A 22,779-nucleotide genomic window follows, 5' to 3' on the forward strand; every position below is an offset into this window, starting at 1 on the left:
CGCTGTGGGCAGGTCCGCCGGGGCCGGCTGAACCCGGGGCAGTACTTCTGTGGGCGCGCTGGCCGCCTCGGCCTCGGCCCACTCGGCAGCGACGCGTTCCCGAATCCCGGCCACCGTGTGGCTCCGGTCCGCCCGCACCCGGCGGTTGTGCCGAGCATCGTGCAACACGATCCCCGCGACCAGCACCACGGGTACCGCCACGACCACGAGCACCGCCAGTGCCCCGCCGTTCACGCTTCGGGCGGCGCGTCCGGCGGTGGCTCGGGTTGGTTGACTTGCTTCGGCGTGACGGGCGACGCGGGCAGTTGCTCGGCGTACAACCCCACAACGTCACCGAGCGCGGCCAGCCACCCGCTGACCTCCTGGAGTCGGTCCCGCGACATCGTCCCCGCTCGCAGCCGCGCACCCACCGCCATCAGCTGACGACCGGACAACGCCAGCCGGTCAGCCAAGGCCATGGGTGTCTCGCTCGCCGCCGGTTCTCCGGCGTGGGCTGCCACCACATCGGCCAGCTCCGCCAGGAGCCCGGCGAATTGCCGCTGTCGCTCTGGGGGCATGGTCCCGGTGGCCAGCTCCCGGACGACCGTAGGCACGGCCCGGTGCACGCTGCCGAGGCTGGTTATGAGTTCCGCCGTCTCCGGTGTCATGCCGGGCTCACCGGCGCGAACCAGTCCGGCTGTTCGTGCTGATCTTGGGCTATCTGGACTGCCGCCCGTTCGGCCAAGCCGGCGAGCCGCGCCAGGTAGGCGTCACGCTGGCGAATGCCGTGCTCCGTCAGCCGCGCCCAGCCCTCTTGCCCGACGCCGCGCCGCGTATCGACGTACCCGGCTGTTCGTAGCGCGAAGAACTGGCGCTTAAGCCGGTCCTGGCTCACCCCCGTGGCCTGGCACAAGAAGGTGAACCGGCACCACTGCGCGTCGCGCAGCAGACACAGCAGATGCACCCGCAAGGGGTCCGGCAGCACCGTGTCATGGGTGGCGGCAAACGTCCTGCTCATGCCGGTGCCCCCGCCCCGGCCGGCAGGCGACGCTGCTCCGTCCGTCGGGCTCCCGGGTGTCGCAGCGCCAGCACTTCCGCTCCCGCAAACTCCTCCAGATATGCGCACATCGCCGCTTGCAGCTGCGCGTGGAGTGCCAGGTGCCGCAGACTCGGCACCACTACGTGCCTCGCGCCCGTGTGCACCAGTTCGGCCGCCAGCTCGTCGAACGCCTCCCGCGAGCCACAGTGGAACTCGAAGAAGAACCCCGCGAAGGTCAGCCCGTGGCTTTGCGCAAACCGGATCACAGTCTGCTCGAGGTGCCGCACCTTGTGGTCCGGGACATGGGCCGGAACCCGCATGTAGCCGTAAGCCAGCCGGGCCGCCGGGGCCGGCTCCGCCGTCTCGGGAAGCTGCAGGAGCGCTGAGGTCGTCATGGGTCTCGTCCTGGGTTGTTGCCGGTCGTGGGTGGTATTCCGGCGGCCAGGACTTCGCGGGGGAACGGGTAGTGCGTGCGGGAGTTCGCCCGTGACCTCGGAGGCACAGAAGAGGTGGTCAACCGGCCGCCGGGATACCGGAACCGACTTTTCCGGGCCGCCACCGGACCCACCAGGGCGACGATCTGACCCGGATGCGGCGCAGATCTTGCGTTCGGCCGTCTGACCTGCGGTAATGTGTCGACCGCACGGCGTAACGACAGGAGACGATCATGGGCGGCCGACGAACCCGGCTCATCCGGGCACGTAAGGCGGCCTACTACACCCAAGAGTCACTGGCGTACGCCTTGAACGTCGACCCCGCCACTGTCGGGCACTGGGAGCGTGGCCGGTCTGAGCCGCTCCCGTTCAAGCGCCCGAAGCTGGCGAAACTGCTGGGGGTCAGCCGCGAGCAGCTGGAAGTACTGCTGGCCGAAGGGCAGACCCCACCTGCGCCGTCTGCCGACACCGAGCAAGACGGCGAACTCATGGAGGCGGAGGTAGCGTCCGACCCTATGAAGCGACGGACGCTCATGAAGTGGGGTGTCGCCACTACCGCCGCCTCAGGCCTCGGGGTTGAAGCCTTCGGCCAGATTGGCATGGCCGACGTGCGGCGCTTGGAACGCACCACGGACCGGCTCTGCAACCTCGATCACCGGCACGGCGGCGAGACGCTCTGGCGGGCCGGAGCCGCTACCGCCCAGGAAGCCGCGGTGATGCTGGAGCAGGGTCGTTACACCACCGGCGTCGGGCACGCGCTGCTCGCCGCCACCGGCAACCTGCACATCCGCACCGGCTGGCTGGCTTGTGACGCCGGACGGCACGATGTCGCTCGTACAAGCTTCACTGAAGCCTTGACCATCTCCCGCCAGGCCGGCGATCCCGAGATTGAAACCCGCGCGCTCGCCGGGCTGGGCTTCCACAGCAATCTCGTCGGCCGTCCCCGCGAAGGCCTGCGCTTCTCCGGGGCTGCCGAGGACGCCGTCCGTCGGTTGGGGCCGTCCTCGCGCATGACTGCCGTCCCGCTGCTGCACCTGGCCGTCGCCAACGCCCGCAGCGACGACTACAGCGACGCTCAAGCCGCTATCTCCCGTGCCCGCAAAGCCCTTGATGCCGACCGCGGTGAGGAGGCCGCCCCGTGGGCGGCTTTCATGAGCCCGATGGAGATCGACGCGGTGGAGGCCACCTGCGCGGTGGAAGTCGGCAAGTCGGCTCGCGCTGAGCAGCTCCTAGAGCAGGCTATTGCCGGATACGGCGACGGCTTCGCCCGCAACATCGCGCTCTACCGGGTCCGGTTGGCCGCCGCTCGTGTGCTGGCCGGAGCCATCGACGGGGCAACCGAAGCCGCCGAAGATGTGCTCGACACCATCGCAGATGGGCTCGACAGCTGGCGCGTCAGCTTGGAGCTGGGCCGGGTCATGGACTCGCTGGAGGCGTACCCTGGCGCGCCCGGCGTTCAGGCGCTTCAGGAGCGCTACGCCACTATGATCGCGGTATGATCGCTGCGCCGCCGCTCACCCTGCGCCATCACGACGCTGCCGGGATGCATGAGCTGCGCGATCTGCTTATCGCGGTTTATACGGAGGTCTACGCCGATCTGCTGTCGGACCCGTTCTTCTCGCCCGAGCGCTACTGGCAGCGGCTGGAGAGCTATGCCAAGTGGCCGGGCTTCGCCCTGGTCACGGGCTGGCTCGGCGATGACCTCATTGGTTACACGCTGGGCTACACCCTGCCGAAGGGTTCCGCCTGGTGGCGCGGCTTCCAGGGCGACGTCCCGCCCGGCGCGCTCGAAGAGGATGGCAAGCGCACCTTCGCCGTCACGCAGCTGATGGTGCTCCCCGTTCACCAGCGACGCGGCTACGCCGGGCAGCTCCACGACGCGCTCCTAGCCGACCGCCCCGAGGAACGAGCCACCTTGCTCGTCAAGCCCGACAACGTCCCGGCCCGCACCGCCTACTTGTCGTGGGGGTGGCAGCGCTTCGGGCGGTTGCAGCCGTTTAACGATGCGCCGGTGTATGACTCGCTGATGATTGAGCTCGATAGGGCTTAGCCAACCAGCTCACCAGTTGCGCGCGACCATGTACGGCCGTAGGTAGTTGTTCACGCCACCCTTCCCTGAGTCGTCACCCCGTGGCGGGTGAAACACGCCGCTGTCTAGCTGCGACTACTCGGCAAGACCAGCGGGCGAAGGCAACCGATACGGCGGAGGTGGTTCTCGTGAACGACCGCCCATATCAATATCATTCAGAGTCCGAGCTAAACCAGATTCTGAGAAGTATTGAACCTCTCCTCAACAAGAAGATTAAAGAAAAACAAGAAATGCCAATTGACTGGACCGATTACCCTTCCCTGGTGGCCCACATAAACTCGATGAGTGATACTATGCATCAAATCAACCTTGAATTTACAGCACGACGAGAGAAGCGCAGGCAACAAGCCGAGGCGCGGGCGACGAGCGCTGCTGCGGCAGCACAACCAATGGCAGCACCTCCACCAGGGTGGTACCACGATCCTGCCAACCCAAAGCGGATAGTCAGATGGGATGGCCAACAGTGGGCAGAAGAACTGTGGATTGCCGGGTAAACTCCTTACCTGCAAGCTGCGAGACAATCTCGAATTCCCATATATGATCCGGAGCACCTGATAGGCGCGCGTAGTATAATCCGACTATGACGAAACGTATCAACCCAGCGGTGCTGCATCCTCTCAAAGAGGCGCTGCGCCTAACGTTTTGGTACAAGAACGATCTCCGCGCCTTTCTTAATGCCTGCCTTGGCGATCGCGTGTTGGTCGCGCGGCTGGACTGGACGGCGTATAAGCGCGAGATCGTCGCGCAACTCGTTGACCTCCTTGCGGCCGACCAGCACAAGTACTTCGATCTGCTGCTGAACTTGCTCCTCGCGGTTGCGGAAGTTGACGACCCCCGGCACCTCAAGACCCTTGAAGATGGCGTAAAGAAGTATAGCGACGCGGTCGAGGCTCTTGCCGTCCTCCGTAAGCAAGTCGAGCCCCTATCGGAAGTTCAGGAACGACCAGGACGAAGCTGCTCGGCGCCGGGAGGCTGAACGAGCAAAAGACGAGAATGCACGCGCTATGGCAGATAAGCTCGTGGAGCTTCGCCAAGATTTCATAACGATCACAGGTCAAGAGGCGCAGCGTCGAGGTTACTCGCTTGAGAAGTTCCTAAATGAGCTATTTGCTCTGTATGACATCGACGCGAAGGGTTCATTTCGTGTTTATGGAGAACAGATCGACGGCGCCTTCACGTTTCAAGGTGTTGAGTACTTGTTGGAAGCAAAGTGGCACAAAGATTTGACGCCACTCGCAGACCTGGACGTCTTCTCCGGAAAGGTCAATCGTAAGCTCGACAATACGCTAGGCTTGTTCGTCTCAATGATGGGGTTTCAGCCCAGCGCCATAGAGCTCGCGACCGACGGTCAGCGGCCTGCCTTGCTGCTGATGGACGGCTCGGACCTGATGATGGCTCTTGATGGACGGATCGCATTTCCCGAGCTGCTGAAACGCAAGCGCCAGCATGCGGCCCAAAACGGTGACGTCTTCCTGCGCGCCACTCAGATACTTAGCGAATAGCGAACTCGGTGCCGACGGGCTCACATGCGATAGAGCTTCTCGGGTGGCTCATGCTCGGGTTGCCAGTCTTCGTTATCAGGGTGAGATTGCCAGAACTCTCGTAGTGATTGGAGGCTGTTGCCAACCTGTCGGAGCAAATCGATCTGCTTGTGTACAAAAGTCTGATCGGTGATGTTCTTGCGGAGTGTGTGAGCTGGCCTTTGGCGTGCCTGTCGCACCTCGCGGAAAGGCTTCAATACTCGGCGTACGGCGTCTTCAGGAACATCGCGTGTCGTCAGCAATATGCCAAGTCTGCTGAGAGTACCCATGTTCGCGCCGTGTTCGTCAGTGCGTGGAACCTCTGGCAAGTCTAGGCCGTCATGACGAAGGTTCTCGGATAAGAGCTTGTCGAGCTGATGAACGAAGTTGTCCCACTCTGCCTGAGACGGGCGCAGAATCCAGCCGAAGTCACCCGGCCGCTCAGTCGTCTTCAGCAGGGGCTTGCCGAACGCGCGTTGATGAAGCTCGTTAAGGTTCCGAAGCTCGAAGAAGATTCGCGCAAATGGCCCGATACCGTCCGGTCAGCCTCCCATCTGCTGCCGCCACCACGCCGGGTGAGGCTGGAGACCTTCCTCCGGAACCTGATACGTTTTCCAACGCTGCTGATGTATTGGGGTCAACTTGGCAAGATCGCCATAGAATGCACAGACGCGACGAATTATCGGCGAGTCCGGGTCGGCGGCGTCATACTTTGAAATGTCGTAGGCGAATCCAATATGCTGCATACCCGTCTTGTCGTGTTCTGGCTCGCTGCTGTCGAGGTAGACTTCATCGCTTGTCGACACTCGAGCTCCGAAGTCATAGAAGTCGAATGAGAACCGAGGGTCATTGCGGTACTGTTCAAGTACGTACGTCGAACCTGAAGTAGGCGAGTTCCAGAGTTCCACGACCTTTGGCCATCGCCTGCCGGAAAGGCTGGCCAGTGTGACGCCTTGTTGGCCGATGCTTCTTGAGGGCGACGGGGGTGGGGTATAGGCATAGCCCATAGCCATCAGAAGTCAGAGAATCGATCGAAGCAACCTGCTGCTCGATACTGCGCTCGGACGGCCAAGGTCGAATGTGCGGATTTAGGTAGTCCTCCTGGGAGACCACCTGGACCATGCTCTCGCGTACCAGCTCTACCGCGGCACTCTTCCTCGCCCGATCCTCGCCGGTGAGGTAGAGACCATTGAAGTCCGGAGACGATCCGTAAAACTTCAACACCTCGCGTAAGAGCTCGTCCTTCATCGTGCAATTATCGCATAGCCATCAGCTGCGGCGCGGCAAGCGCTCGATAGCGCATGCGCTATCGCCTTGAGTGTCGTCCTCGTGGCCGCATCGTGACCCCATTCGCGACCAGTCGGGCGCGAATCGTCTCGTTGCCGACCTGGTATTTGAGCGCGACCTGATCGAGTGTCCATCCGTCCCGGTAGAGCTGGGAGGCGTCTTCGACGTCCTCGGGCAGGAAGGTGAACGGTCGGGTGTCGATGCCGCGAGCGCGAAGGTGTTGCCCGATCGTCGTTCGGTACACGCGGTATGTATGGGCCAGTTCGCGAATCGAGGCTCCGGTGCGGAACTCTTCGATGAGCCGGTCGACCTCTTCCGGGCGAAGCTGACGGGCTGTTCGCAGCTGCCGGTGCGTCAAGTGTCTGACAGGCTCGTCCGCAGACGCCTGCGGCTCCGGCCAGCTCGCGGCCAATTTCAGCAGTCGTTGAACCTGGTGCGATGGGTGGGCAAACTCCTCAACTGCGCCCACCAAACCACGCTTGTTCCAACCCGATCCGGTGACTTCCTCACCGGATCGGGTTTTGTTGTTTCGCCGCCCAGACCGCCCCTGACGTCGTCGAACGCCGTCTGGAAGACGTTGCCCGCACCGCGCGGGCTGTCGAGCGCTTCGGACAGGGTCTACTCGCTAGCTGAGAGCCGGCAAGGGCAACAGCTTGCCCTACACCCCTGACGGCAGCTCTTCTCGCTCCAAGAACGCCAGCGCCGCAGCTCGCACCTGTTCCATGGGCACCTCGTACTGGGCCGGGATCTCCCGCACATGCGCCATGTAGTCGTAGATGACTTCACCGGTAAGGCTCGGATCGCCCACGGTCTGCGCGGCCACGGGTGTCACGAAGACGACAAGGCCCTTCTCCTGCCCGACGCCCAGGTAGAACACCCCACAGCTCGGATCGCCGGATACCGAGCACTCGGCCATCGGCGGTACTGGCTGGTCCTTGCTGTCGGCCTGCATACGCTGGATGAGCGCGTCCAGTTCGTCAGCGGTGCTCACCAGGATGGCCGGGTCGCCCTCGGAGTAGTCGTTCTCCGGCTCCTGGTCGTACCAGACTTCCAGCGTGACCACGTTACTTGCCTCCGGTGAACGTCTTGCGGTAGTTCGGGGCGTGCACGGTGAGTGAGTACCCCTTGGGGAGGATAACCGGCAGGAGGGTGTCACACCCGAACACGCCGCGGCAGGGTCGTTGTTCAGGACGAGGTCCACGTGTTTGCGTCCTTCGCGCACCATCCGGGCGGCGATCTTTTGTTCGACGTCGGCCGTGGTGGTGACGTCCCCACGTTGCGGGAGGCCCTTCTCACGGAGCAGCCGCGCCGGCGAACTGGCTGGGCTGACGGTGTCCTCGGGCGATGTTGTCGCTCCGATCCGCTCGAGGTAGCCGGTAAGCGTGGCGTTGACCTTTCCGACCACGTTCGTCGCGTCGCCAAGCCCCTGCTCGGCAGCGTTGAGCCCCGAGATGGCGTTCTGTATCTCGTGCTGCCGTGAGCCAGTCTGCGCGAGGGCCTGCATGGCCTCGCCGAGCAGGCCGGCGGCTTCGGTGAGCTTGGCGGTGGACAGCTTGCCGAGCGCCGTGCGAACGGCTGCCGCCAGCTCCTCGACACCCGCCATGATCGCCCCCGACCCCAATCTTGGCTGTTCAGCGGGCTGGTGTCACGTTCCACCTGGAAGCGCCCGCCGGCTGTCTTTGAAGGTGGTAGCCCGTCGGACGCCGCTTCCTGGTCGCCGGCGTGTTCGTTTCGCTTTCAGGCCGCCATCGCCGGTTCGGGTGCGACGGCCTCCGTGCGGCGCATCGTCGTCACCAGCACGGCCAGCCCCGCGAACAGCACCGCCGCGATCACGCCCGTGACGTTCAGCGCGCTCGTGAACGCCTCCTTCGCCTGGTCCGCCACCGCCGGGTGGGTGACGTCGGCGGCCAGGGTGGTGCCCGCCGGGAAGACCCCGCGGTAGACCGCCGCCGCGGTCAGGCCGATCAGGGCCAGGCCCAGGGATCCGCCGAGGTAGTTGCCCGTGTCCGCCATCGATGCCGCCGAACCGGCCCGCTCCGGCGGCACCGAGCCCATGACCAGGCCGATGCCCAGCGCGAACAGCGGGCCCGTGCCCAGCGTCAGCACCGCGATGGCCACCATGACCAGCGCGGGGCCGCTGGTGAAGACCAGCAGCAGGCTGCCGGCCGCGGAGAGCGCCAGCCCACCCGCGATCGCCGTGGCCGGTGCCATGAACCGGGTCAGCGCCGGTGCCGTCATCGTCCCCACCGCCACGCCGAGGCCCATCGGCGCGAACAGCACGGCCGAGACCAGCGGCGAGTAGCCGAGGACGCTCTGCAGGTACTGCGTGACCATCAGGCCGACGCCCGCCATCGCCACGCCGGCGAACACCAGCGCCACCAGCACGGCGGTGAACGGCCGGTTGCGGAACAGCCGCAGGTCCAGCAGCGGCGAGGCCGTCGTCAGCTGGCGGCGGACGAAGACCACTCCCAGCAGCGTCCCGGCTGCGATCGCCGCGAGCGGCAGCGTCAGCGAGCCAGTAGTCAGCTGCTTGAGGCCGAACACGATCAGCAGCACGGCGGCCAGCGACAGCGCGACGCCGGCGAAGTCGAGCCGTCCGGACGACGGCGCGCGGAACTCCGGCAGCAGGAACGGGCCGGCGGCGAGCAGGACGACCACGGCCGGGACGGCGACCAGGAACACCGAGCCCCACCGGAAGTGCTGCAGCAGGAAGCCGGCGAACACCGGGCCCGCCGCGCCGCCCGCGAACTGGCAGGTCGCCCAGATCGAGATGGCCTTCCCGCGCTGCTTCGCGTCGCGGAACATGTTCGTAATCAGGGCGAGCGTCGACGGCATCAGCGTTGCCCCCGCGACGCCGAGCGCCCCGCGGACGACGATGAGCATCTCCGGGCTGGTCGAGAACGCGGCCACCACGGAGAGGGCCCCGAAGGCGCCCCCGCCGACGAGCAGCAGCCGCCGTCGCCCGATCCGGTCGCCGAGCGTGCCCATGGTGATCACGAAGCCGGCGACGACGAAGCCGTAGCTGTCGGTGATCCACAGCTGCTCGGTGCCGCTCGCGCCGAGATCCGCGCTCAGCTGCGGCAGGGCGAGGAACAGCGAGGTCATGTCCATCGCGACGAGCAGGGTGGGCAGGACGAGCACCGTCAGCCCCAGCCACTCCCGCCGTCCGGCCGGCATGTCCATTTCGACTCCTTCATCGTGGGTTCGTTCACGAGGAGGTCGGAGCCGCGGGGGAGGACCGGACACGGGGCCGGAATTTTTTTTCGGGTTGCCGGGATCACTAGCGTCGAAGCCGTGAAGATCATCGTGCTGGGCGCCACCGGCTTGGTCGGACGAGCCGTCGTCGCCGCCCTCGAACCACGCCACGCGGTCGTGCCCGTCTCGCGGACCTCCGCGATCCGGGCCGACCTGACGGATCCCGCGTCGTTCGACGCGCTGTTCGACGACCCGGCCGACGCCGTCGTGTGCTGCGCCGCCAACGTGCCGCTGCGGCCCCTCGCCGCGTTGACCGGCGAGCAGGCGCTCGAAGACCTGCGTGGCAAGCTGCTCGGCCAGGTCGCCCTCGCCCGGCGGGCCGCGGAGCACCTGACCGGCGGCGGCTCGATCACGCTCACCGGCGGGACCTTTACCGAGCCGATCGCCGGCAGCGGGCTCGGCGCGCTCGTCAACGCCGGGCTCGAAGGGTTCGTCCGGTCGGCCGCCGTGGAGCTGCCGCGCGGCTTGCGGATCAACGTCGTCAGCCCTGGCTGGATCAGTGAAACCCTCGAGGCGATGGGGGAGGACGGCGGCCGCGGGACGCCGGTCGCGGTCGTCGCCGAGGCCTACCGGGCCCTCGTCGAAGGTGACGCGAACGGCCGGACCGTCGTCCCCCGGTGACCGGACTCACGCCGCGTGCCAGGCGTGCTCGGCGAAGACCTCGTCGAGCGGCGCGCGGGTGAGCCGGTTCGCGAACGTCGACAGCGTGTACGTCCCGATCCCCAGCACCACCTCCAAGGCGTTCCGTTCGGTGTAGCCGGCGCCGGTGAACGCCGCCAGCTGCTCGGCCGGGACCTCGCCCCTGGTGTCCATGACCGCGTGGACGAAGACGCGCAGCGCCTCCAGCCGCGGCTCCGGGAGCGGGGACTCCGCCCGCAGCGCCGCCACCAGTTCCGGGGAGGCGGACAGGCGGGTCAGCGTGGCCGTGTGCATCGCCACGCAGAGGTGGCACTCGTTGCGCGCGGCCACGGTCATGATCAGCACTTCGCGTTCCAGCGCCGTCAGGGTCGTGGCTTCGAAGATCGCGCTGAGCTTGAGGAAGCCGTTGAGCAGTTCCGGTGAGGTCGCCAGCCGGGCGACGGCGGACGGCACGCGGCCGAACTTCTTCGCGGTGGCCGTCATCGCGGGGCGCGCGGCCGGGGGTGCAGACTCCGGGGTGTGATCGGCGAACAAGGTGACTCCTCAGGTAGGATCGACAACGTGGTTGTCGAAACCGTAAACCTGGTTGTCGAATTTGGCAAGGGGTCATGACCGACACGCCTGGGTACGAGCTGCCCTTCCTGCTCTTCGGCGGCTTCCGCACGCTCATCGACCGCCTCCACGCCGAGCTCGCGCGCCGCGGACACCCGGACGTCCGGCCGTCGTACGGCTTCGCCATGCAGGCGGTCGGCGTCCACGGCGCTACGGCGTCGGAGATCGGGCGCCGCCTCGGCGTCTCCAAGCAGGCGGCGGGCAAGACCGTCGAACGGCTGGAGGCGCTCGGGTACGCCGAGCGCGCCGACGACCCCGCCGACGCGCGCCGCAAGATCGTGCGGCTCACCGCGCACGGCGTCGACGCGCTCAGGAAGTCGGCGGACATCTTCGACGACCTGCGCGCGGAGTGGGTACGCGCGGTCGGCGCCGAGCGGATCAGCGCGCTCGAGGCCGACCTGCGCACGGTCGTCGGCCCCGCGGCGTACCGGCTGGACGCCGCGGGCTGGTTATCGAGCTAGAAACCGACCTGGAAACCACAGCCGGGGTCCGGGGCGTCCTCCGACAGCGGGCTCCCCGCCGGGAGCACGTAAAGGACTTCGAGCACCAGCGGCGTCGACCCGAGGTTGCGGCCGATGTGCACCTGATCGGCTTTCTCGGTGAACGCCCGTCCGGTGCCGAAGATGCCGTCGATGCTGCAATCGGCCAGGTTGTGCGTCAGCGTTCCGGCCTTCACGTACGCGTAGAGCGTGCCGTCGTGGAAGTGCCAGCCGGTGTAGCCGCCGGGCTGGATGGTGACCTCCCGCAGCGTGTAGTCGGTGTGCCCGACGGTCTTCTGGGCCAGGATCGTGCCGGTGACGCCGCTGCCGGGCGTGGCGGACGCGGTCGAGGGCAGCACCAGGACCGCGGCGAGGGCGGCCATGACGACGGTGATCGGCTTGCGCATCGGCCCAAGCTACCGCGTCCGGGCGTGCCCTTGGGGGCAGTGTTCCGGGTAGCGTGCGCCCATGGACGCGGAGCTTTTCGGGCAGGTGCTCGGCGCGGTGCGGGAGTTCGTGCGCAAGGAGGTCGTGCCGCGCGAGGCGGAGATCGACGAGCGTGACGAGATCCCCGCCGGAATCCGGGAAAAGGCCGCCGAACTCGGGTTGTTCGGCTGGGCGCTGCCGGAGGAGTACGGCGGGCTGGGCCTCGGCATGGCCGAAGACGTCCGGCTGGCTGTCGAGCTCGGCCACACCACGCCCGCGTTCCGGTCGTTGTTCGGCACCAACAACGGCATCGCCGGCCAGGCGATCGTGCACTACGGGACGCCGGACCAGCGCACCCGCTGGCTGCCGCGGCTGGCCGCGGGGCAGGCGATCGCGTCGTTCGCGCTCACCGAGGCCGAGGCGGGCTCGGACCCGGGCGGTCTCACCAGCCGCGCGGTCCGCGACGGCGACCGCTACCGCCTTTCGGGCACCAAGCGGTTCATCACCAACGCGCCGCTCGCCGAAGTGTTCGTCACCTTCGCGCGCACCGACCCGGAAAGCACCGGCAGCCGCGGCATTTCGGCGTTCCTGGTGCCCGCGGGCGCGGACGGCGTCACCGTCGGCCCGCACGACGCCAAGATGGGCCAGGCCGGCGCGTGGACGTCGGAGGTGGTCTTCGACGACGTCGAGCTGTCCGCCGGCGCGCTCGTCGGCGAGGAGGGCCAGGGGTTCGGCATCGCGATGGCCTCGCTCGCCCGCGGCAGGCTGCACATCGCGGCACTGTGCGTCGGCATGGCCGAACGGGCGCTGGCCGAAGCCGTCGAGTACGCGCGGACGGCTCGCCAGGGCGGCCGGGTGATCGGCGAGTACCAGCTGGTGCAGGCGTTGCTCGCGGAGTCGCACGCCGAGCTCGCGGCCGGCCGCGCGATGGTGCACGACGCCGCCGCGAAGTACGACTCGGGCGAGGACCGCAAGCTCGGGCCGTCGTCGGCGAAACTGTTCTGCACCGAGATGCTCGGCCGCGTCGCCGACCGCGCGGTGCAGGTCCACGGCGGCATGGGCTACATCCGCGGGGTGACGGTCGAGCGGATCTACCGCGACGCGCGGCTGTTCCGGATTTACGAAGGCACCAGCGAGATCCAGAAGCTCGTGATCGCGCGGCAGCTGCTCAAGGACTGATCCTTGCGCTGGAGCGCGCTCCAGGTCCTAACGTCGGAGCATGACCACCGCACAGCACAAGATCGGCTCCGGGTTCGGGGCCGGGACCACCGCGGCCGAGGTCGTGGCGGGGATCGACCTGACGGGCAAGCTCGCCATCGTCACCGGCGGCTATTCGGGCATCGGCCTGGAGACCACGCGGGCCCTGGCGGGCGCGGGTGCGCACGTCGTCGTCCCGGCCCGCCGTCGCGTCACGGCGGAAGAAGCGTTGCAGAGCTTCGAAAACGTCGAGATCGACGAGCTGGATCTCGCCGATCTCGGCAGCGTCCGCGCCTTCGCCGAACGATTTCTCGCTTCGGGGCGGGGGATCGACATCTTCATCGGCAGCGCCGGGATCATGGCGTTGCCGGAGACCCGCGTCGGGCCGGGCTGGGAGGCGCAGTTCGCGACCAACCACCTCGGGCACTTCGCCCTGGTGAACCGGCTCTGGCCGGCCATCAACCCCGGCGCGCGTGTCCTTTCGGTGTCCTCGCGCGGCCACCACTACGGTCCCGTCCGCTTCGACGACCTGAACTTCGAGCGTGGGTATGACAAGTGGCTCGCGTACGGCCAGGCGAAGACGGCGAACGTCCTCTTCGCGGTGCAGCTCGACAAGCTGGCCCGCGACCGCGTCCGCGCGTTCGCCCTGCACCCGGGCCGGATCCTCACCGACCTCGTGCGCCATCTGGACCGTCAGGAGCTGATCGACGCCGGCATGGTCGACGATTCCGGTCAGGTCACCGGCGGCGCGAAGACGCCGGAGCAGGGCGCCGCGACGCAGGTCTGGGCCGCGGTTTCACCGCAGCTCGACGGCCTCGGCGGCGTCTACCTCGAGGACTGCGACGTCGCCGAGCCCGCTCCCGCCGACGGCACGCGCACCGGTGTGAAGGACTACGCGGTCGACCCCGTGCTCGCCGAACGCCTCTGGACGGTGTCCGCCGAGCTGGCCGGCGTGAACGCCTTCTAATGCTTTCGGGGGTTCCGGGTGGCGGAGCCCCGGATGTCACAGCTTCTCGATCTGCCGCATCAGCAGGTCGATCTCGTCCTCGGTGTTGTAGTAGTGCACCGACGCCCGGACCATGTCCGGCAGGGCGCGCGCGGTGAAGTCGTACTGGGCCGAAGTCCGGTACGACACCGACGTGTTGATGTTCGCCTCGGCGAGCCGTGCCTTGATCTCCGCGGCCGGGGTGCCGTCGATGCTGAAGGTGACGAGGCCGCACTTGCGGGCGCCGACGTCGTGCACGCGCGCACCGGCTTCGGCGAGCCGGCTCCGCAGCGTCGCGGCCAAGGACGCCACGCGCGCTTCGATGGACGGCAGGCCCCACTCGAGCGCGTAGTCGATGGCGGCGCCGAGGCCCAGCACGTTCGCGAAGTCGCGCTCCCACACCTCGAAGCGCTTGGCGGTCGGGTCGACGACGTACTCCGTCGGCGCCTCCCAGCTCGCCGAGTGCAGGTCGAGCATCGCCGGCTCCAGCCGTTCGCGCAGCCGCGGGTGCACGTAGAGGAACCCGGTGCCGCGCGGCCCGCGCACGTACTTGCGGCCGGTCCCGGACAGCGCGTCGCACTTGAGGCGCGTGACGTCGAGGTCGAGCTGGCCCGCCGACTGGCACGCGTCGAGCAGGAACGGGATGCCCGCCGCTTCGGCGACCGCGCCGATCTCCTCGGCCGGGTTGACCAGCCCGCCCTGGGTGGGCACGTGGCTGACGGCGATCAGCTTGACGTCGCCGTCGACCCGCCGCCGCAGCTCTTCGACGTCCAGCTGCCCCGATTCGTCGTCGCCGACCACCTCGACGACCGCGCCGGTGCGCCGGGCGACCTGCAGGAACGCGATGGCGTTGCTGGCGTACTCCGCGCGCGAGGTGAGGATCCGGTCTCCCGCGGCGAACGGCAGCGCGTAGAACACCGCTTGCCACGATCGCGTGGCGTTATCGGTGAGCGCGATGTCGTCCGGTTCGGCGCCGAGCAGCCGGGCCACGGACGCGTACACCGCGTCCAGGCGGTCCGCCGCTTCCGCGGCCGCTTCGTACCCGCCGATCAGCGCCTCGCGCCGCAGGTAGGAGACGACGGTGTCGGTCACGACAGCGGGAGGCAGCGCGGCGCCGGCGTTGTTGAAGTGGGTCACCTCGGCGCAGCCGGGGGTCTCACGGCGTGCGCGTTCGACGTCGAAGCTCATAGCAACTGAATACAGTAGCTCTCTTCTGTATGCAATACTGCCGGGCATGGCCCGGACCCCGCTGCGCAGCGATCTCCTCGAGCAGATCACCGCCCGCGTGCTCGACCGGCGGCTCGCCGCCGGCGCCCGCGTCAACGAGGTGCACCTGGCTCGCGAGCTGGGCGTCAGCCGGACGCCGCTGCGGGAGGCGCTGATCGGGCTGGCCGACCGCGGCCTGCTGGTCTCCGCGCCCGGCCGCGGGTTCCTGGTGCCGCCGTTCGACCCGGACGAGGCGCGCCGGCTCTACCCGCTGGTGGCCGAGCTCGAGGCCCTCGCCCTGCGCTGGACGTCGCCGCTGGAGCTCGCCGGGCTGCCGGACGCGCTTGACGCCGTCGCCGCCGAAATGGTGCTCGCGGACGGCGGTGATCTGTCCACATTGGACGACCGGTGGCACGCGCTGCTGCTGTCCCGCTGCCCGAACCCACACCTGCTGCGGCTGATCGAGCAGACCAAGCCGCTGCTCAAGCGGTACGAGTCGGCCTACTTCGCCGGCGACGGTCACGCCGCGGAGAGCATCGGCGAGCACCGCCGGATCGCCGCGGCGCTGCGGGACGGCGACCTGGCCACCGCGTCCGCGGTGCTCGTCGCCAACTGGGTCAAGGCGCTGGCGTACCTGGGGACGGACGGGAAATGATCATCGCGCACCTGAGCGACCTGCACCTCGACGGCGGTTCGCGGGCGGAAGACCGCGTCGCCGCCGTGATGGGCTACCTGAGCGGGTTCGCGGCACCGGTCGACGCCGTCGTCGTCACCGGCGACATCGCCGACCACGGCACGGCCGGGGAGTACGCGCGCGCCGCCGCGCTGCTGAAGTACCCGGCGCCGGTGCTGGTGTGCCCGGGCAACCACGACGTCCGCGCTCCCTTCCGCACGGGCCTGCTCGACCTGCCGGCGTCCGACGCACCCATCGACCTCGCTCAGGAGGTCGGCGGTGTGCTGTTCGCGCTGTGCGACTCGACGATCCCGGGCCGCGGCGCGGGATTCCTGGCCGACGAAACGCTCGATTGGCTCGACGGCGTGCTTTCCGGCGGCGACGGCCCGGCGATCGTCGCGTTCCACCACCCGCCGGTCGAGGTCGGCGTCCCGCTGGTGGACGCGATCCGCCAGTCCGGCGAGGACCGGCTGGCTTCGGTGCTGAAGCGGCGCCCGCGGGTGAAGGCGCTGCTGGCCGGGCACGTGCACACCGGCGCGTCGACGACGTTCGCCGGGGTGCCGCTGCGCATCGCGCCCGGCGTGGTGTCGGGCTCACTGCTCCCGGTCGAACCGGGCGCGGACCGCGGCTGGGCCGACGGCGGCCCGCTGGAGTTCGACCGCCCGCCGGCTCTGCTGCTCCACGTCCTGCACGACGACGGCCGGGTGACCAGCCACCACCGCACGGTTCCGCTCTGAACCCGGAGGGCGCCACTTTCACGTGAAAGTGGCGCCCTCCGGGTGTCAGCTGCTGAAGACCGGCAGCGTGATCCGGGACGGCCGGGTCGCGTCGTGGAACACCTCGAAGCGGTTCGGCTTCCCGTCCACCGCCGACGTGACCGGTTCGCCCGTGCTGTGGTTGCGCGCGAAGCGGGGGAACGCGCCGCCCGCCACCTGGACGCGCAGCCGGTGGCCGCGGCGGAAGCGGTACGCCGTCGGGTCGAGCGTCACCTCCGCCGTGACCACGCCGTCCTCGCCGGCCGCGGGGAAGCCCGGGCGCAGCCGCAGGATCCCGTCGGTCACGTTGCGGGAGACACCGCCGGAATCGACGTCGCAGAGCCGGACGTAGACGTCCGCGTGCCCCAGCTCGGTGCGCACGTGCACCGTCGCCGTCACTTCGCCGATGACGTCGAGGTCCGACGGCAGCGGCTCGCCGGTGAACACCAGCACGTCCGGCCGCGCCTCGACCTCCTGGTTGTCGCGCTGCTTCCACTCACCCGTCAGCAGCGGCCCGCCGACTGCCGGGGTCGGGTCGGCCGGGTCGAAGGTGAACGCCGTCGGGCGCGCCTCCTGGCCGACGGTCTCGCCGAGGCCGCCGATCGGCCGCAGGTGCGCCGCCGTCGCGGTCGACGGTGGCGGCCACGACTCGAAGTCCAGCCACGTGCCGGCGCCCTGGAGGAACAGCCGGACCGGCGCCCGCTGCAGGAACGTGCGGTCGCCGAGCAGGTGCGCGCGCAGGAAGCCGAGCTGGTCGGAGATCATCGGCTTCATGCTCGCGGGCTCGCCGTGCGCCCACGGCCCGATGGTGATCCGCGGCGCCTTGCCCGCCTCGGCCAGCGTCCGGAAGTCGCGCAGCTGCCCGCGGATGAACAGGTCGTACCAGCCCGTGACCATCGACACCGGCACGTCGAGCTTCGCGACTTCAGCGCTGTGGTCGGACATCGCCCAGTAGTCGTCGTCGGGCACGAAGTGCCCGGTGATGTCCTGGAGGAACTGCACCGGCCGCCCGATCGCGGCGACGTCGGCGCCGCTGATCGGCAGGTGCGCCATCGCGCGCCGCGTCTTGCGCTTCTGCACCGGGTTCGGCAGGGCGGCGAACCGCTCTTCCTGCCGGCCGATCATCGCCGACCACGACACCATGTTGTCCGCCGCGAGCACGCCGCCCGGGTAGAACGTCGAGACGAACTCCGAGGCCGTCACACCGAGGCACATCGCGGCCAGTGGCGGGTCGAGGTACGGCCCGATCGCCCACTGCGTGTGCCCGAGGTAGCTGGCGCCCGCCATGCCGAGGCTGCCGTCGCACCACGGCTGGGCCCGCAGCCACTCGGCGGTGGCGACGCCGTCCTCGCGCTCGAGGTGAAAGGGCCGGAACTCGCCGCCGGAGCCGAACGAGCCGCGGGTGCTCTGGATGACCGTCTGCAGGCCGTGCCGGGCGAACGTGTCGCCGAACAGCTTCGACAGCAGCCCCTTCCGCCCGTACGGCGTGCGGATCAGCACCACCGGCGCCGACGTCGTCCCGGCCGGGGCGTACCGGTCGGCCAGCAGCGTGACGCCGTCCGGCATCGGCACGGCGAGGTCGCGCGTCACGACCGGTTTCGGGCCTTCGGCGGGCGGGAGTCCGAGCAGCTTGTCGACAAGTCGGTCCAGCACGGGCGCCCGCCTTCCGAAGTGGAGTAGGTCCTTCCGGATCCGACGGTACCTCAGTTCGCCCGGGCGAGGGTTTCCGGACGCAGCAGCTTCGCCAGCTCCTCGGCCGGGATCAGGCCCTTTTCGACGACGAGTTCGGCGACGCCCCGTCCGGTGGCCAGCGCCTCCTTCGCGATCTCCGTCGCCGCCGCGTAGCCGATGCTCGGGTTCAGCGCCGTCACCAGGCCGATCGAGTTCTCGACGTAGGCGCGCATGACGTCGATGTTCGCGGTGATCCCTTCGACACACTTCGAAGCGAGTGTCCGGCAGGCCGCGCCCAGGTGCGTGATGCTCTCCGAAAGCGCGTGCAGGATGATCGGCTCGAACGCGTTGAGCTGCAGCTGGCCGGCTTCGGCCGCCATCGTCACGGTGACGTCGTTGCCGATCACCTCGAACGCGACCTGGTTGACCACCTCGGGGATCACCGGGTTGATCTTGCCGGGCATGATCGACGACCCGGCCTGCACCGGCGGCAGGTTGATCTCGTTCAGCCCGGCGCGCGGGCCCGAGGACAGCAGCCGCAGGTCGTTGCAGCTCTTGGAGAGTTTGACCGCGATCCGCTTGAGGACACCGGAAAGGTGCACGAACGCGCCGCAGTCCTGGGTGGCTTCCACAAGATCCGCCGCGGTGACGACCGGCAGCCCGGTGATCTCGCGCAGGTGACGGCACGCGGCTTCGGCGTAGCCCGGCGCGGCGTTGAGGCCGGTGCCGATGGCGGTCGCGCCGAGGTTGATCTCGTGCAGCAGGGCGACGGCTTCGTGCAGCCGCTGCCGGTCCTCGCCGAGCATCACCGCGTAGGTGCCGAACTCCTGGCCGAGGGTCATCGGCACGGCGTCCTGCAGCTGCGTCCGGCCCATCTTCAGCACGTCGTGGAACTCGACGGCCTTGGCCGCGAACGCCTTCTCCAGCACGATCATCGCTTCGGACAGCTGGCGCACGGCGATGATCGTCGCGACGTTCACCGCCGTCGGGTACGCGTCGTTCGTCGACTGCGAGAGGTTGACGTGCTCGTTGGGGTGCACGACGTGGTAGTCGCCCTTGGCGTGCCCGAGCAGCTCGAGCGCGCGGTTCGCGATGACCTCGTTGGCGTTCATGTTGGTCGACGTCCCGGCGCCGCCCTGGATGACGTCGACGACGAACTCGCCGTGCAGCGCGCCTTCGCGGATTTCCCGGCAGGCCGCGGTGATCGCGTCCGCGATCCGGGGTTCGAGCAGGCCCAGTTCGGCGTTGGCGCGGGCCGCGGCCTCCTTGACCGAGGCCAGTGCCTCGACCAGGTGCGGGTACGCGGCGATCGTGGTGCCCGTGATCGGGAAGTTGTCCCGGGCGCGGGCGGTGTGCACGCCCCAGTACGCGTCGGCGGGGACGTCCCTGTCGCCCAGCAGGTCGTGTTCGCGGCGGGTGGTCATCGCAGGCTCCCCACGGTCAGTGCTTCAGCCAGTTTTCCGGTCACACGAAGGTTTTCCGGGCTTTCCATCGCGTCCACCCCGCACAGCTTCAGCGCCGCGGCGAGCACGGGCACCCGGGCCCGGTCCCCGCCGTCGGCGATCTTGAACGCGATCGCCGTGCCGTCCGGCAGCGCGGCGACCTGGACGGCTTCGAAGCCGTCCTTCGCGATCAGCCCGGGCACCGCGCGCATGACGGCGGTGACGTCGCGGCGGCTGCCGCCGACCAGTTCCGGGTGCCGCCGGATCCCGTCGGCGACCAGGGCATCCGGCGTGCCCGGCGCGGCCGTCGCGATCTTCGACACGGCCGTCGCGAGCCCGCGCAGCGTCGTCGCGAAGAGCGGCGCGCCACAGCCGTCGACGGCGACCCGCGCGATACCGCGGCCGGTCAGGTCCTCGACGGTGGCCGCGATCGCGCGCTGCAGCGGGTGGGCCGGGTCGAGGTAGCCCTCGGTGGCCCAGCCGTTCAGCTCGCAGGTCGCGAGCATCGCCGCGTGCTTGCCGGAACAGTTGTGCGCCAGGCGGCCCGGGGCGCGGCCGGTCGCGATCCAGCGGTCGCGCTCGACCGGGTCGAACGGGAAGTCCACGGGGTTGCCCAGACGGTCGGGGGACCGGCCGTCGAGGACTTCGAGAGCGGCGTCGAGGTGCATCGGTTCGCCCGAGTGGCTGGCCGCGGCGATCGCGAACCCGGCGGGGGACAGGCGCAGGCCGAGCCGCGCCATCGCCGTCGCCTGCAGCGGCTTCGCCGTCGACCGCGGGTACATCGCGGCGTCGACGTCGCCTGCCGCGAACAGCGTGGTGCCGTCGGGGGCGAGCACCACGGCCGAGCCGTGGTGGACGCCCTCGACCATGCCGTCGCGGACCAGTTCGGCCAGGGGTTCGTGGCTCACAGCCCGGCCTCGTCGAACTCGCGCATGTCGATCCGCTTGCGCACCGCGAACCAGCCGGCGACCAGGGCGACGACGATGGCGGGCAGCGCCAGCAGGGTGATCCGGCCGGTCTCGTCGAAGCCCATCAGGACGACGACGGCGGCGAGGAACACCAGCGTCGCGATCTCCGTGTAGGGCGAGAACGGCAGCCGGAACGCCGGCCGCTCGAGGCCGTCGCGCTTCGCCCGGCGCACGAACAGCAGGTGGCAGAGCACGATGATGGCCCAGGTGGCGAGGATGCCGATCGCGGCGAAGTTCAGCACGATGTCGAAGGCCTCCTTCGGCACCAGGTAGTTGAGCCCGACGCCGAGCACGCAGACGGCCGCGGTGAGCAGGATCCCGCCGTAGGGCACGTGGTTGCGGTTCATCACGCCGGTGAACTTCGGCGCCGAGCCCGCCACCGCCATCGACCGCAGGATGCGCCCGGTCGAGTACAGGCCGGAGTTCAGGCTGGACAGCGCCGCGGTGAGCACCACCAGGTTCATCACGCTGTCCGCCGCGGGCACGCCCAGGTACGAGAGCACGGTGACGAACGGGCTCTGGTCCTTGGTGTAGGAGCTCCACGGCAGCAGCATCGCCAGCAGCACGACCGAGCCGACGTAGAAGACCAGGATGCGCCACATGATGGAGTTGATCGCCTTCGGCATGATCTTCTCCGGGTTCTCGGTCTCGCCCGCGGCGACGCCGACCAGCTCGACCGAGGCGTAGGCGAACACCACGCCCTGCACGATCAGCACCATCGGCAGCAGCCCGGACGGGAAGATCCCGCCGTGGTCGGCGATCAGCTGCGGGCCACCCGCGACGCCGTCGATCGGCGTCTGCGTCACCAGCAGGAAGATGCCGATCACCATGAACAGCACGAGCGCGGCGACCTTGATGATCGCGAACCAGAACTCCATCTCGCCGAACAGCTTCACCGACACCATGTTCAGCGTCAGGACGACGGCGAGCGCGATCAGCGCGAGCACCCACTGCGGGATCGGCGAGAAGAACGACCAGAAGTGCGCGTACAGCGCGATCGCCGTGATGTCGGCGATGCCGGTGGTCGACCAGTTCAGGAAGTGCATCCAGCCGGCGACGTACGCGCCCTTCTCGCCCATGAACTCGCGGGCGTAGGAGACGAAGGCTCCACTGGAGGGCCGGTGCAGGATCAGTTCGCCGAGCGCGCGGACGACGAAGAAGGCGAAGAGCCCGCAGACGCCGTAGACGATCGCCAGCGCCGGCCCGGCCTGGGCGAGCCGCCCGCCCGCGCCGAGGAAGAGACCGGTGCCGATCGCCCCGCCGATGGCGATCATGTTCACGTGCCGGGACTTGAGGGCCTTGTGGTAGCCGGCGTCGCCCGCATCCGCGGTGGTGGCCGTGATGGTCTGTTCGGTCACTGGTCCCCGTTCACGATGCTGGTCAGAGTGGTTTCGACGTGCGTGAGGTGCGCCGTCATGGCTTCGACGGCGGCGGTCTCCGAGCCGTCGGCGATCGCGGTCACGATCTCCCGGTGCTCGATGTTCGACTGGCGGCGCCGGTCGCCGAGCTGGTTGAGGAAGGCGGACTGGCGGGCGAGCGCGTCCCGGATCTCCTCGATCACCTTCCCGAACACCGGGTTGCCCGAGGCCTGGGCGATGGTGATGTGGAAGAGCGAGTCGAGCGCGACCCAGGCCGTGTTGTCGGTCTCGGCGTCCATCCGGTCGAGGAGGTGGGCGAGCAGGTCGAGGTCGTCCTGGCTGCGGCGGACGGCCGCGTACCCGGCGACGGGGATCTCGACGTGCCGCCGCACCTCGATGAGATCGCGGGCCGAGTAGGGCCCGAAGGTGGGGTTCTCGGCCGGGCCGGTCGCGGTGACGAAGGTGCCCTTGCCGGTCTTCGACTCGGTCATGCCGAGCGCCTGCAGACCGCGGAGGGCCTCCCGGAGCACCGACCGGCTGACCTCGAACTCCCTGCTCAGGGCCGCTTCGGAGGGAAGCTTCTCGCCGACGGCGTACTCGCCGCGCTCGATCGAGGCACGCAGGTGGGCCAGCACGGCTTCCATGGCGCTCACCCGGCGAGGACCACCTTGTCCGGCTGTCTGGCTGTCAGACAGGTTCATGGCGGGAATGCTCGGTCCCGGTGCTCCCGGTGTCAACGCGAGAAGCGGCGTCTGTGGCTCAGCT

At 68.8% G+C, this 22,779-nt stretch carries 27 protein-coding genes; 11 read left to right on the forward strand and 16 right to left on the reverse strand.

Annotation, left to right across the window (positions count from 1 at the left end; translation table 11 throughout):
* Positions 1-230: 230 nt before the first annotated feature.
* From A3CE_RS0134195 to A3CE_RS52055, 3 genes are read right to left on the reverse strand one after another with little or no spacing between them, the layout of a single operon-like run.
* Positions 231-647: a hypothetical protein gene (locus A3CE_RS0134195; protein ID WP_020644605.1), complete on the reverse strand. Its 417-nt coding sequence runs from the start codon at positions 645-647 to the stop codon at positions 231-233.
* Positions 644-997: an ArsR/SmtB family transcription factor gene (locus A3CE_RS0134200; RefSeq protein ID WP_020644606.1), complete on the reverse strand. Its 354-nt coding sequence runs from the start codon at positions 995-997 to the stop codon at positions 644-646. Before A3CE_RS0134200 ends, A3CE_RS0134195 begins: the two co-directional genes overlap by 4 nt.
* Positions 994-1,413 carry a hypothetical protein gene (locus A3CE_RS52055; RefSeq protein ID WP_020644607.1) on the reverse strand — a complete coding sequence of 140 codons (420 nt, stop codon included), beginning with the start codon at positions 1,411-1,413 and terminating at the stop codon, positions 994-996. The genes A3CE_RS0134200 and A3CE_RS52055 overlap by 4 nt, the downstream gene beginning before the upstream one ends.
* A 272-nt stretch (positions 1,414-1,685) precedes the next feature.
* Here A3CE_RS52055 and A3CE_RS58850 point away from each other — a divergent pair, with 272 nt between their 5' ends.
* From A3CE_RS58850 to A3CE_RS58100, 5 genes are all read left to right on the forward strand, one after another.
* The gene (locus A3CE_RS58850) at positions 1,686-2,951 is read left to right on the forward strand and encodes a helix-turn-helix domain-containing protein (RefSeq protein WP_020644608.1); all 1,266 of its coding nucleotides are present in this window, start codon (positions 1,686-1,688) and stop codon (positions 2,949-2,951) included.
* Positions 2,948-3,502: a GNAT family N-acetyltransferase gene (locus A3CE_RS0134215; protein ID WP_020644609.1), complete on the forward strand. Its 555-nt coding sequence runs from the start codon at positions 2,948-2,950 to the stop codon at positions 3,500-3,502. The genes A3CE_RS58850 and A3CE_RS0134215 overlap by 4 nt, the downstream gene beginning before the upstream one ends.
* A 167-nt stretch (positions 3,503-3,669) precedes the next feature.
* Complete coding sequence (locus A3CE_RS56840) at positions 3,670-4,035, forward strand: DUF2510 domain-containing protein (RefSeq protein WP_125592042.1); 366 nt, start codon at positions 3,670-3,672, stop codon at positions 4,033-4,035.
* Between the two features lie 86 nt (positions 4,036-4,121).
* Positions 4,122-4,517 carry a hypothetical protein gene (locus A3CE_RS58095; protein WP_211231865.1) on the forward strand — a complete coding sequence of 132 codons (396 nt, stop codon included), beginning with the start codon at positions 4,122-4,124 and terminating at the stop codon, positions 4,515-4,517.
* A 28-nt stretch (positions 4,518-4,545) separates the two neighbouring features.
* On the forward strand, positions 4,546-5,043 hold the full coding sequence (locus A3CE_RS58100; RefSeq protein WP_051183806.1) for a restriction endonuclease: 498 nt from the start codon (positions 4,546-4,548) through the stop codon (positions 5,041-5,043).
* Between the two features lie 560 nt (positions 5,044-5,603).
* Here the strand turns inward: A3CE_RS58100 and A3CE_RS56845 are convergent.
* From A3CE_RS56845 to A3CE_RS0134240, 5 genes are all read right to left on the reverse strand, one after another.
* Positions 5,604-5,867, reverse strand: a complete 264-nt coding sequence (locus A3CE_RS56845) for a hypothetical protein (RefSeq protein WP_125592040.1) — start codon at positions 5,865-5,867, stop codon at positions 5,604-5,606.
* Positions 5,868-5,922: 55 nt separating this feature from the next.
* The gene (locus tag A3CE_RS56850; RefSeq protein ID WP_125592038.1) at positions 5,923-6,309 is read right to left on the reverse strand and encodes a hypothetical protein; all 387 of its coding nucleotides are present in this window, start codon (positions 6,307-6,309) and stop codon (positions 5,923-5,925) included.
* 58 nt (positions 6,310-6,367) lie between these two features.
* Complete coding sequence (locus A3CE_RS0134225; protein WP_020644610.1) at positions 6,368-6,817, reverse strand: hypothetical protein; 450 nt, start codon at positions 6,815-6,817, stop codon at positions 6,368-6,370.
* 189 nt (positions 6,818-7,006) lie between these two features.
* The gene (locus A3CE_RS59965) at positions 7,007-7,951 is read right to left on the reverse strand and encodes an Imm1 family immunity protein (RefSeq protein WP_425387572.1); all 945 of its coding nucleotides are present in this window, start codon (positions 7,949-7,951) and stop codon (positions 7,007-7,009) included.
* Between the two features lie 134 nt (positions 7,952-8,085).
* Entirely contained in the window at positions 8,086-9,531 is a 1,446-nt protein-coding gene (locus A3CE_RS0134240) for an MFS transporter (protein WP_020644612.1), read from the reverse strand.
* Between the two features lie 111 nt (positions 9,532-9,642).
* On the opposite strand from A3CE_RS0134240, the gene A3CE_RS0134245 reads away from it, so the two are divergent.
* Positions 9,643-10,224, forward strand: coding sequence for a short chain dehydrogenase (locus tag A3CE_RS0134245; protein ID WP_020644613.1), 582 nt, complete (start codon positions 9,643-9,645; stop codon positions 10,222-10,224).
* 6 nt (positions 10,225-10,230) lie between these two features.
* Here A3CE_RS0134245 and A3CE_RS0134250 read toward each other — a convergent pair whose 3' ends face one another.
* Positions 10,231-10,725, reverse strand: coding sequence for a carboxymuconolactone decarboxylase family protein (locus A3CE_RS0134250; RefSeq protein ID WP_020644614.1), 495 nt, complete (start codon positions 10,723-10,725; stop codon positions 10,231-10,233).
* Positions 10,726-10,850: 125 nt separating this feature from the next.
* Here A3CE_RS0134250 and A3CE_RS0134255 point away from each other — a divergent pair, with 125 nt between their 5' ends.
* Positions 10,851-11,315, forward strand: coding sequence for a MarR family winged helix-turn-helix transcriptional regulator (locus A3CE_RS0134255; RefSeq protein WP_020644615.1), 465 nt, complete (start codon positions 10,851-10,853; stop codon positions 11,313-11,315).
* On the opposite strand, the gene A3CE_RS0134260 is transcribed toward A3CE_RS0134255, so the two are convergent.
* Complete coding sequence (locus tag A3CE_RS0134260) at positions 11,312-11,740, reverse strand: cupin domain-containing protein (RefSeq protein WP_020644616.1); 429 nt, start codon at positions 11,738-11,740, stop codon at positions 11,312-11,314. The two genes, A3CE_RS0134255 and A3CE_RS0134260, sit on opposite strands and share 4 nt — an antisense overlap.
* A 61-nt stretch (positions 11,741-11,801) precedes the next feature.
* Here A3CE_RS0134260 and A3CE_RS0134265 point away from each other — a divergent pair, with 61 nt between their 5' ends.
* Positions 11,802-12,938, forward strand: coding sequence for an acyl-CoA dehydrogenase family protein (locus tag A3CE_RS0134265; RefSeq protein WP_020644617.1), 1,137 nt, complete (start codon positions 11,802-11,804; stop codon positions 12,936-12,938).
* A gap of 40 nt (positions 12,939-12,978) precedes the next feature.
* Positions 12,979-13,923 (forward strand): SDR family NAD(P)-dependent oxidoreductase, encoded by a 945-nt coding sequence (locus A3CE_RS0134270; protein WP_020644618.1) that lies wholly within the window; start codon positions 12,979-12,981, stop codon positions 13,921-13,923.
* Between the two features lie 36 nt (positions 13,924-13,959).
* On the opposite strand, the gene A3CE_RS0134275 is transcribed toward A3CE_RS0134270, so the two are convergent.
* Positions 13,960-15,129 carry an aminotransferase class V-fold PLP-dependent enzyme gene (locus tag A3CE_RS0134275; RefSeq protein WP_020644619.1) on the reverse strand — a complete coding sequence of 390 codons (1,170 nt, stop codon included), beginning with the start codon at positions 15,127-15,129 and terminating at the stop codon, positions 13,960-13,962.
* 46 nt (positions 15,130-15,175) lie between these two features.
* On the opposite strand from A3CE_RS0134275, the gene A3CE_RS0134280 reads away from it, so the two are divergent.
* The gene (locus tag A3CE_RS0134280; RefSeq protein ID WP_020644620.1) at positions 15,176-15,802 is read left to right on the forward strand and encodes a GntR family transcriptional regulator; all 627 of its coding nucleotides are present in this window, start codon (positions 15,176-15,178) and stop codon (positions 15,800-15,802) included.
* The gene (locus tag A3CE_RS0134285) at positions 15,799-16,557 is read left to right on the forward strand and encodes a metallophosphoesterase (protein WP_020644621.1); all 759 of its coding nucleotides are present in this window, start codon (positions 15,799-15,801) and stop codon (positions 16,555-16,557) included. Before A3CE_RS0134280 ends, A3CE_RS0134285 begins: the two co-directional genes overlap by 4 nt.
* Positions 16,558-16,602: 45 nt before the next feature.
* Here A3CE_RS0134285 and A3CE_RS0134290 read toward each other — a convergent pair whose 3' ends face one another.
* From A3CE_RS0134290 to A3CE_RS0134310, 5 genes are read right to left on the reverse strand one after another with little or no spacing between them, the layout of a single operon-like run.
* On the reverse strand, positions 16,603-18,228 hold the full coding sequence (locus tag A3CE_RS0134290) for a CocE/NonD family hydrolase (protein WP_020644622.1): 1,626 nt from the start codon (positions 18,226-18,228) through the stop codon (positions 16,603-16,605).
* 50 nt (positions 18,229-18,278) lie between these two features.
* Positions 18,279-19,670: an aspartate ammonia-lyase gene (aspA, locus tag A3CE_RS0134295; RefSeq protein WP_020644623.1), complete on the reverse strand. Its 1,392-nt coding sequence runs from the start codon at positions 19,668-19,670 to the stop codon at positions 18,279-18,281.
* The gene (locus A3CE_RS0134300) at positions 19,667-20,596 is read right to left on the reverse strand and encodes an asparaginase (RefSeq protein ID WP_020644624.1); all 930 of its coding nucleotides are present in this window, start codon (positions 20,594-20,596) and stop codon (positions 19,667-19,669) included. The genes aspA and A3CE_RS0134300 overlap by 4 nt, the downstream gene beginning before the upstream one ends.
* The gene (locus A3CE_RS0134305; RefSeq protein WP_020644625.1) at positions 20,593-22,014 is read right to left on the reverse strand and encodes an amino acid permease; all 1,422 of its coding nucleotides are present in this window, start codon (positions 22,012-22,014) and stop codon (positions 20,593-20,595) included. The genes A3CE_RS0134300 and A3CE_RS0134305 overlap by 4 nt, the downstream gene beginning before the upstream one ends.
* The gene (locus A3CE_RS0134310; RefSeq protein WP_020644626.1) at positions 22,011-22,658 is read right to left on the reverse strand and encodes a FadR/GntR family transcriptional regulator; all 648 of its coding nucleotides are present in this window, start codon (positions 22,656-22,658) and stop codon (positions 22,011-22,013) included. Before A3CE_RS0134310 ends, A3CE_RS0134305 begins: the two co-directional genes overlap by 4 nt.
* Positions 22,659-22,779: the final 121 nt, after the last annotated feature.

Origin of the sequence: Amycolatopsis balhimycina FH 1894, assembly GCF_000384295.1 — a bacterium.
In the GTDB taxonomy this organism is placed as follows: domain Bacteria; phylum Actinomycetota; class Actinomycetes; order Mycobacteriales; family Pseudonocardiaceae; genus Amycolatopsis; species Amycolatopsis balhimycina.

What these genes read in the sequence shown, in the direction of transcription:
- A3CE_RS52055 (WP_020644607.1), bottom strand. Translation starts at nt 1,413, where the DNA reads ATGACGACCTCAGCGCTCCTGCAGCTTCCCGAGACGGCGGAGCCGGCC.
- A3CE_RS0134200 (WP_020644606.1), bottom strand. Translation starts at nt 997, where the DNA reads ATGAGCAGGACGTTTGCCGCCACCCATGACACGGTGCTGCCGGACCCC.
- A3CE_RS0134275 (WP_020644619.1), bottom strand. Translation starts at nt 15,129, where the DNA reads ATGAGCTTCGACGTCGAACGCGCACGCCGTGAGACCCCCGGCTGCGCC.
- A3CE_RS0134255 (WP_020644615.1), top strand. Translation starts at nt 10,851, where the DNA reads ATGACCGACACGCCTGGGTACGAGCTGCCCTTCCTGCTCTTCGGCGGC.
- A3CE_RS0134285 (WP_020644621.1), top strand. Translation starts at nt 15,799, where the DNA reads ATGATCATCGCGCACCTGAGCGACCTGCACCTCGACGGCGGTTCGCGG.
- A3CE_RS0134250 (WP_020644614.1), bottom strand. Translation starts at nt 10,725, where the DNA reads ATGACGGCCACCGCGAAGAAGTTCGGCCGCGTGCCGTCCGCCGTCGCC.
- A3CE_RS0134240 (WP_020644612.1), bottom strand. Translation starts at nt 9,531, where the DNA reads ATGGACATGCCGGCCGGACGGCGGGAGTGGCTGGGGCTGACGGTGCTC.
- A3CE_RS0134270 (WP_020644618.1), top strand. Translation starts at nt 12,979, where the DNA reads ATGACCACCGCACAGCACAAGATCGGCTCCGGGTTCGGGGCCGGGACC.
- aspA (WP_020644623.1), bottom strand. Translation starts at nt 19,670, where the DNA reads ATGACCACCCGCCGCGAACACGACCTGCTGGGCGACAGGGACGTCCCC.
- A3CE_RS56850 (WP_125592038.1), bottom strand. Translation starts at nt 6,309, where the DNA reads ATGAAGGACGAGCTCTTACGCGAGGTGTTGAAGTTTTACGGATCGTCT.
- A3CE_RS58100 (WP_051183806.1), top strand. Translation starts at nt 4,546, where the DNA reads ATGGCAGATAAGCTCGTGGAGCTTCGCCAAGATTTCATAACGATCACA.
- A3CE_RS58095 (WP_211231865.1), top strand. Translation starts at nt 4,122, where the DNA reads ATGACGAAACGTATCAACCCAGCGGTGCTGCATCCTCTCAAAGAGGCG.
- A3CE_RS0134265 (WP_020644617.1), top strand. Translation starts at nt 11,802, where the DNA reads ATGGACGCGGAGCTTTTCGGGCAGGTGCTCGGCGCGGTGCGGGAGTTC.
- A3CE_RS0134215 (WP_020644609.1), top strand. Translation starts at nt 2,948, where the DNA reads ATGATCGCTGCGCCGCCGCTCACCCTGCGCCATCACGACGCTGCCGGG.
- A3CE_RS0134195 (WP_020644605.1), bottom strand. Translation starts at nt 647, where the DNA reads ATGACACCGGAGACGGCGGAACTCATAACCAGCCTCGGCAGCGTGCAC.
- A3CE_RS0134310 (WP_020644626.1), bottom strand. Translation starts at nt 22,658, where the DNA reads ATGGAAGCCGTGCTGGCCCACCTGCGTGCCTCGATCGAGCGCGGCGAG.
- A3CE_RS0134280 (WP_020644620.1), top strand. Translation starts at nt 15,176, where the DNA reads ATGGCCCGGACCCCGCTGCGCAGCGATCTCCTCGAGCAGATCACCGCC.
- A3CE_RS58850 (WP_020644608.1), top strand. Translation starts at nt 1,686, where the DNA reads ATGGGCGGCCGACGAACCCGGCTCATCCGGGCACGTAAGGCGGCCTAC.
- A3CE_RS59965 (WP_425387572.1), bottom strand. Translation starts at nt 7,951, where the DNA reads ATGGCGGGTGTCGAGGAGCTGGCGGCAGCCGTTCGCACGGCGCTCGGC.
- A3CE_RS0134260 (WP_020644616.1), bottom strand. Translation starts at nt 11,740, where the DNA reads ATGCGCAAGCCGATCACCGTCGTCATGGCCGCCCTCGCCGCGGTCCTG.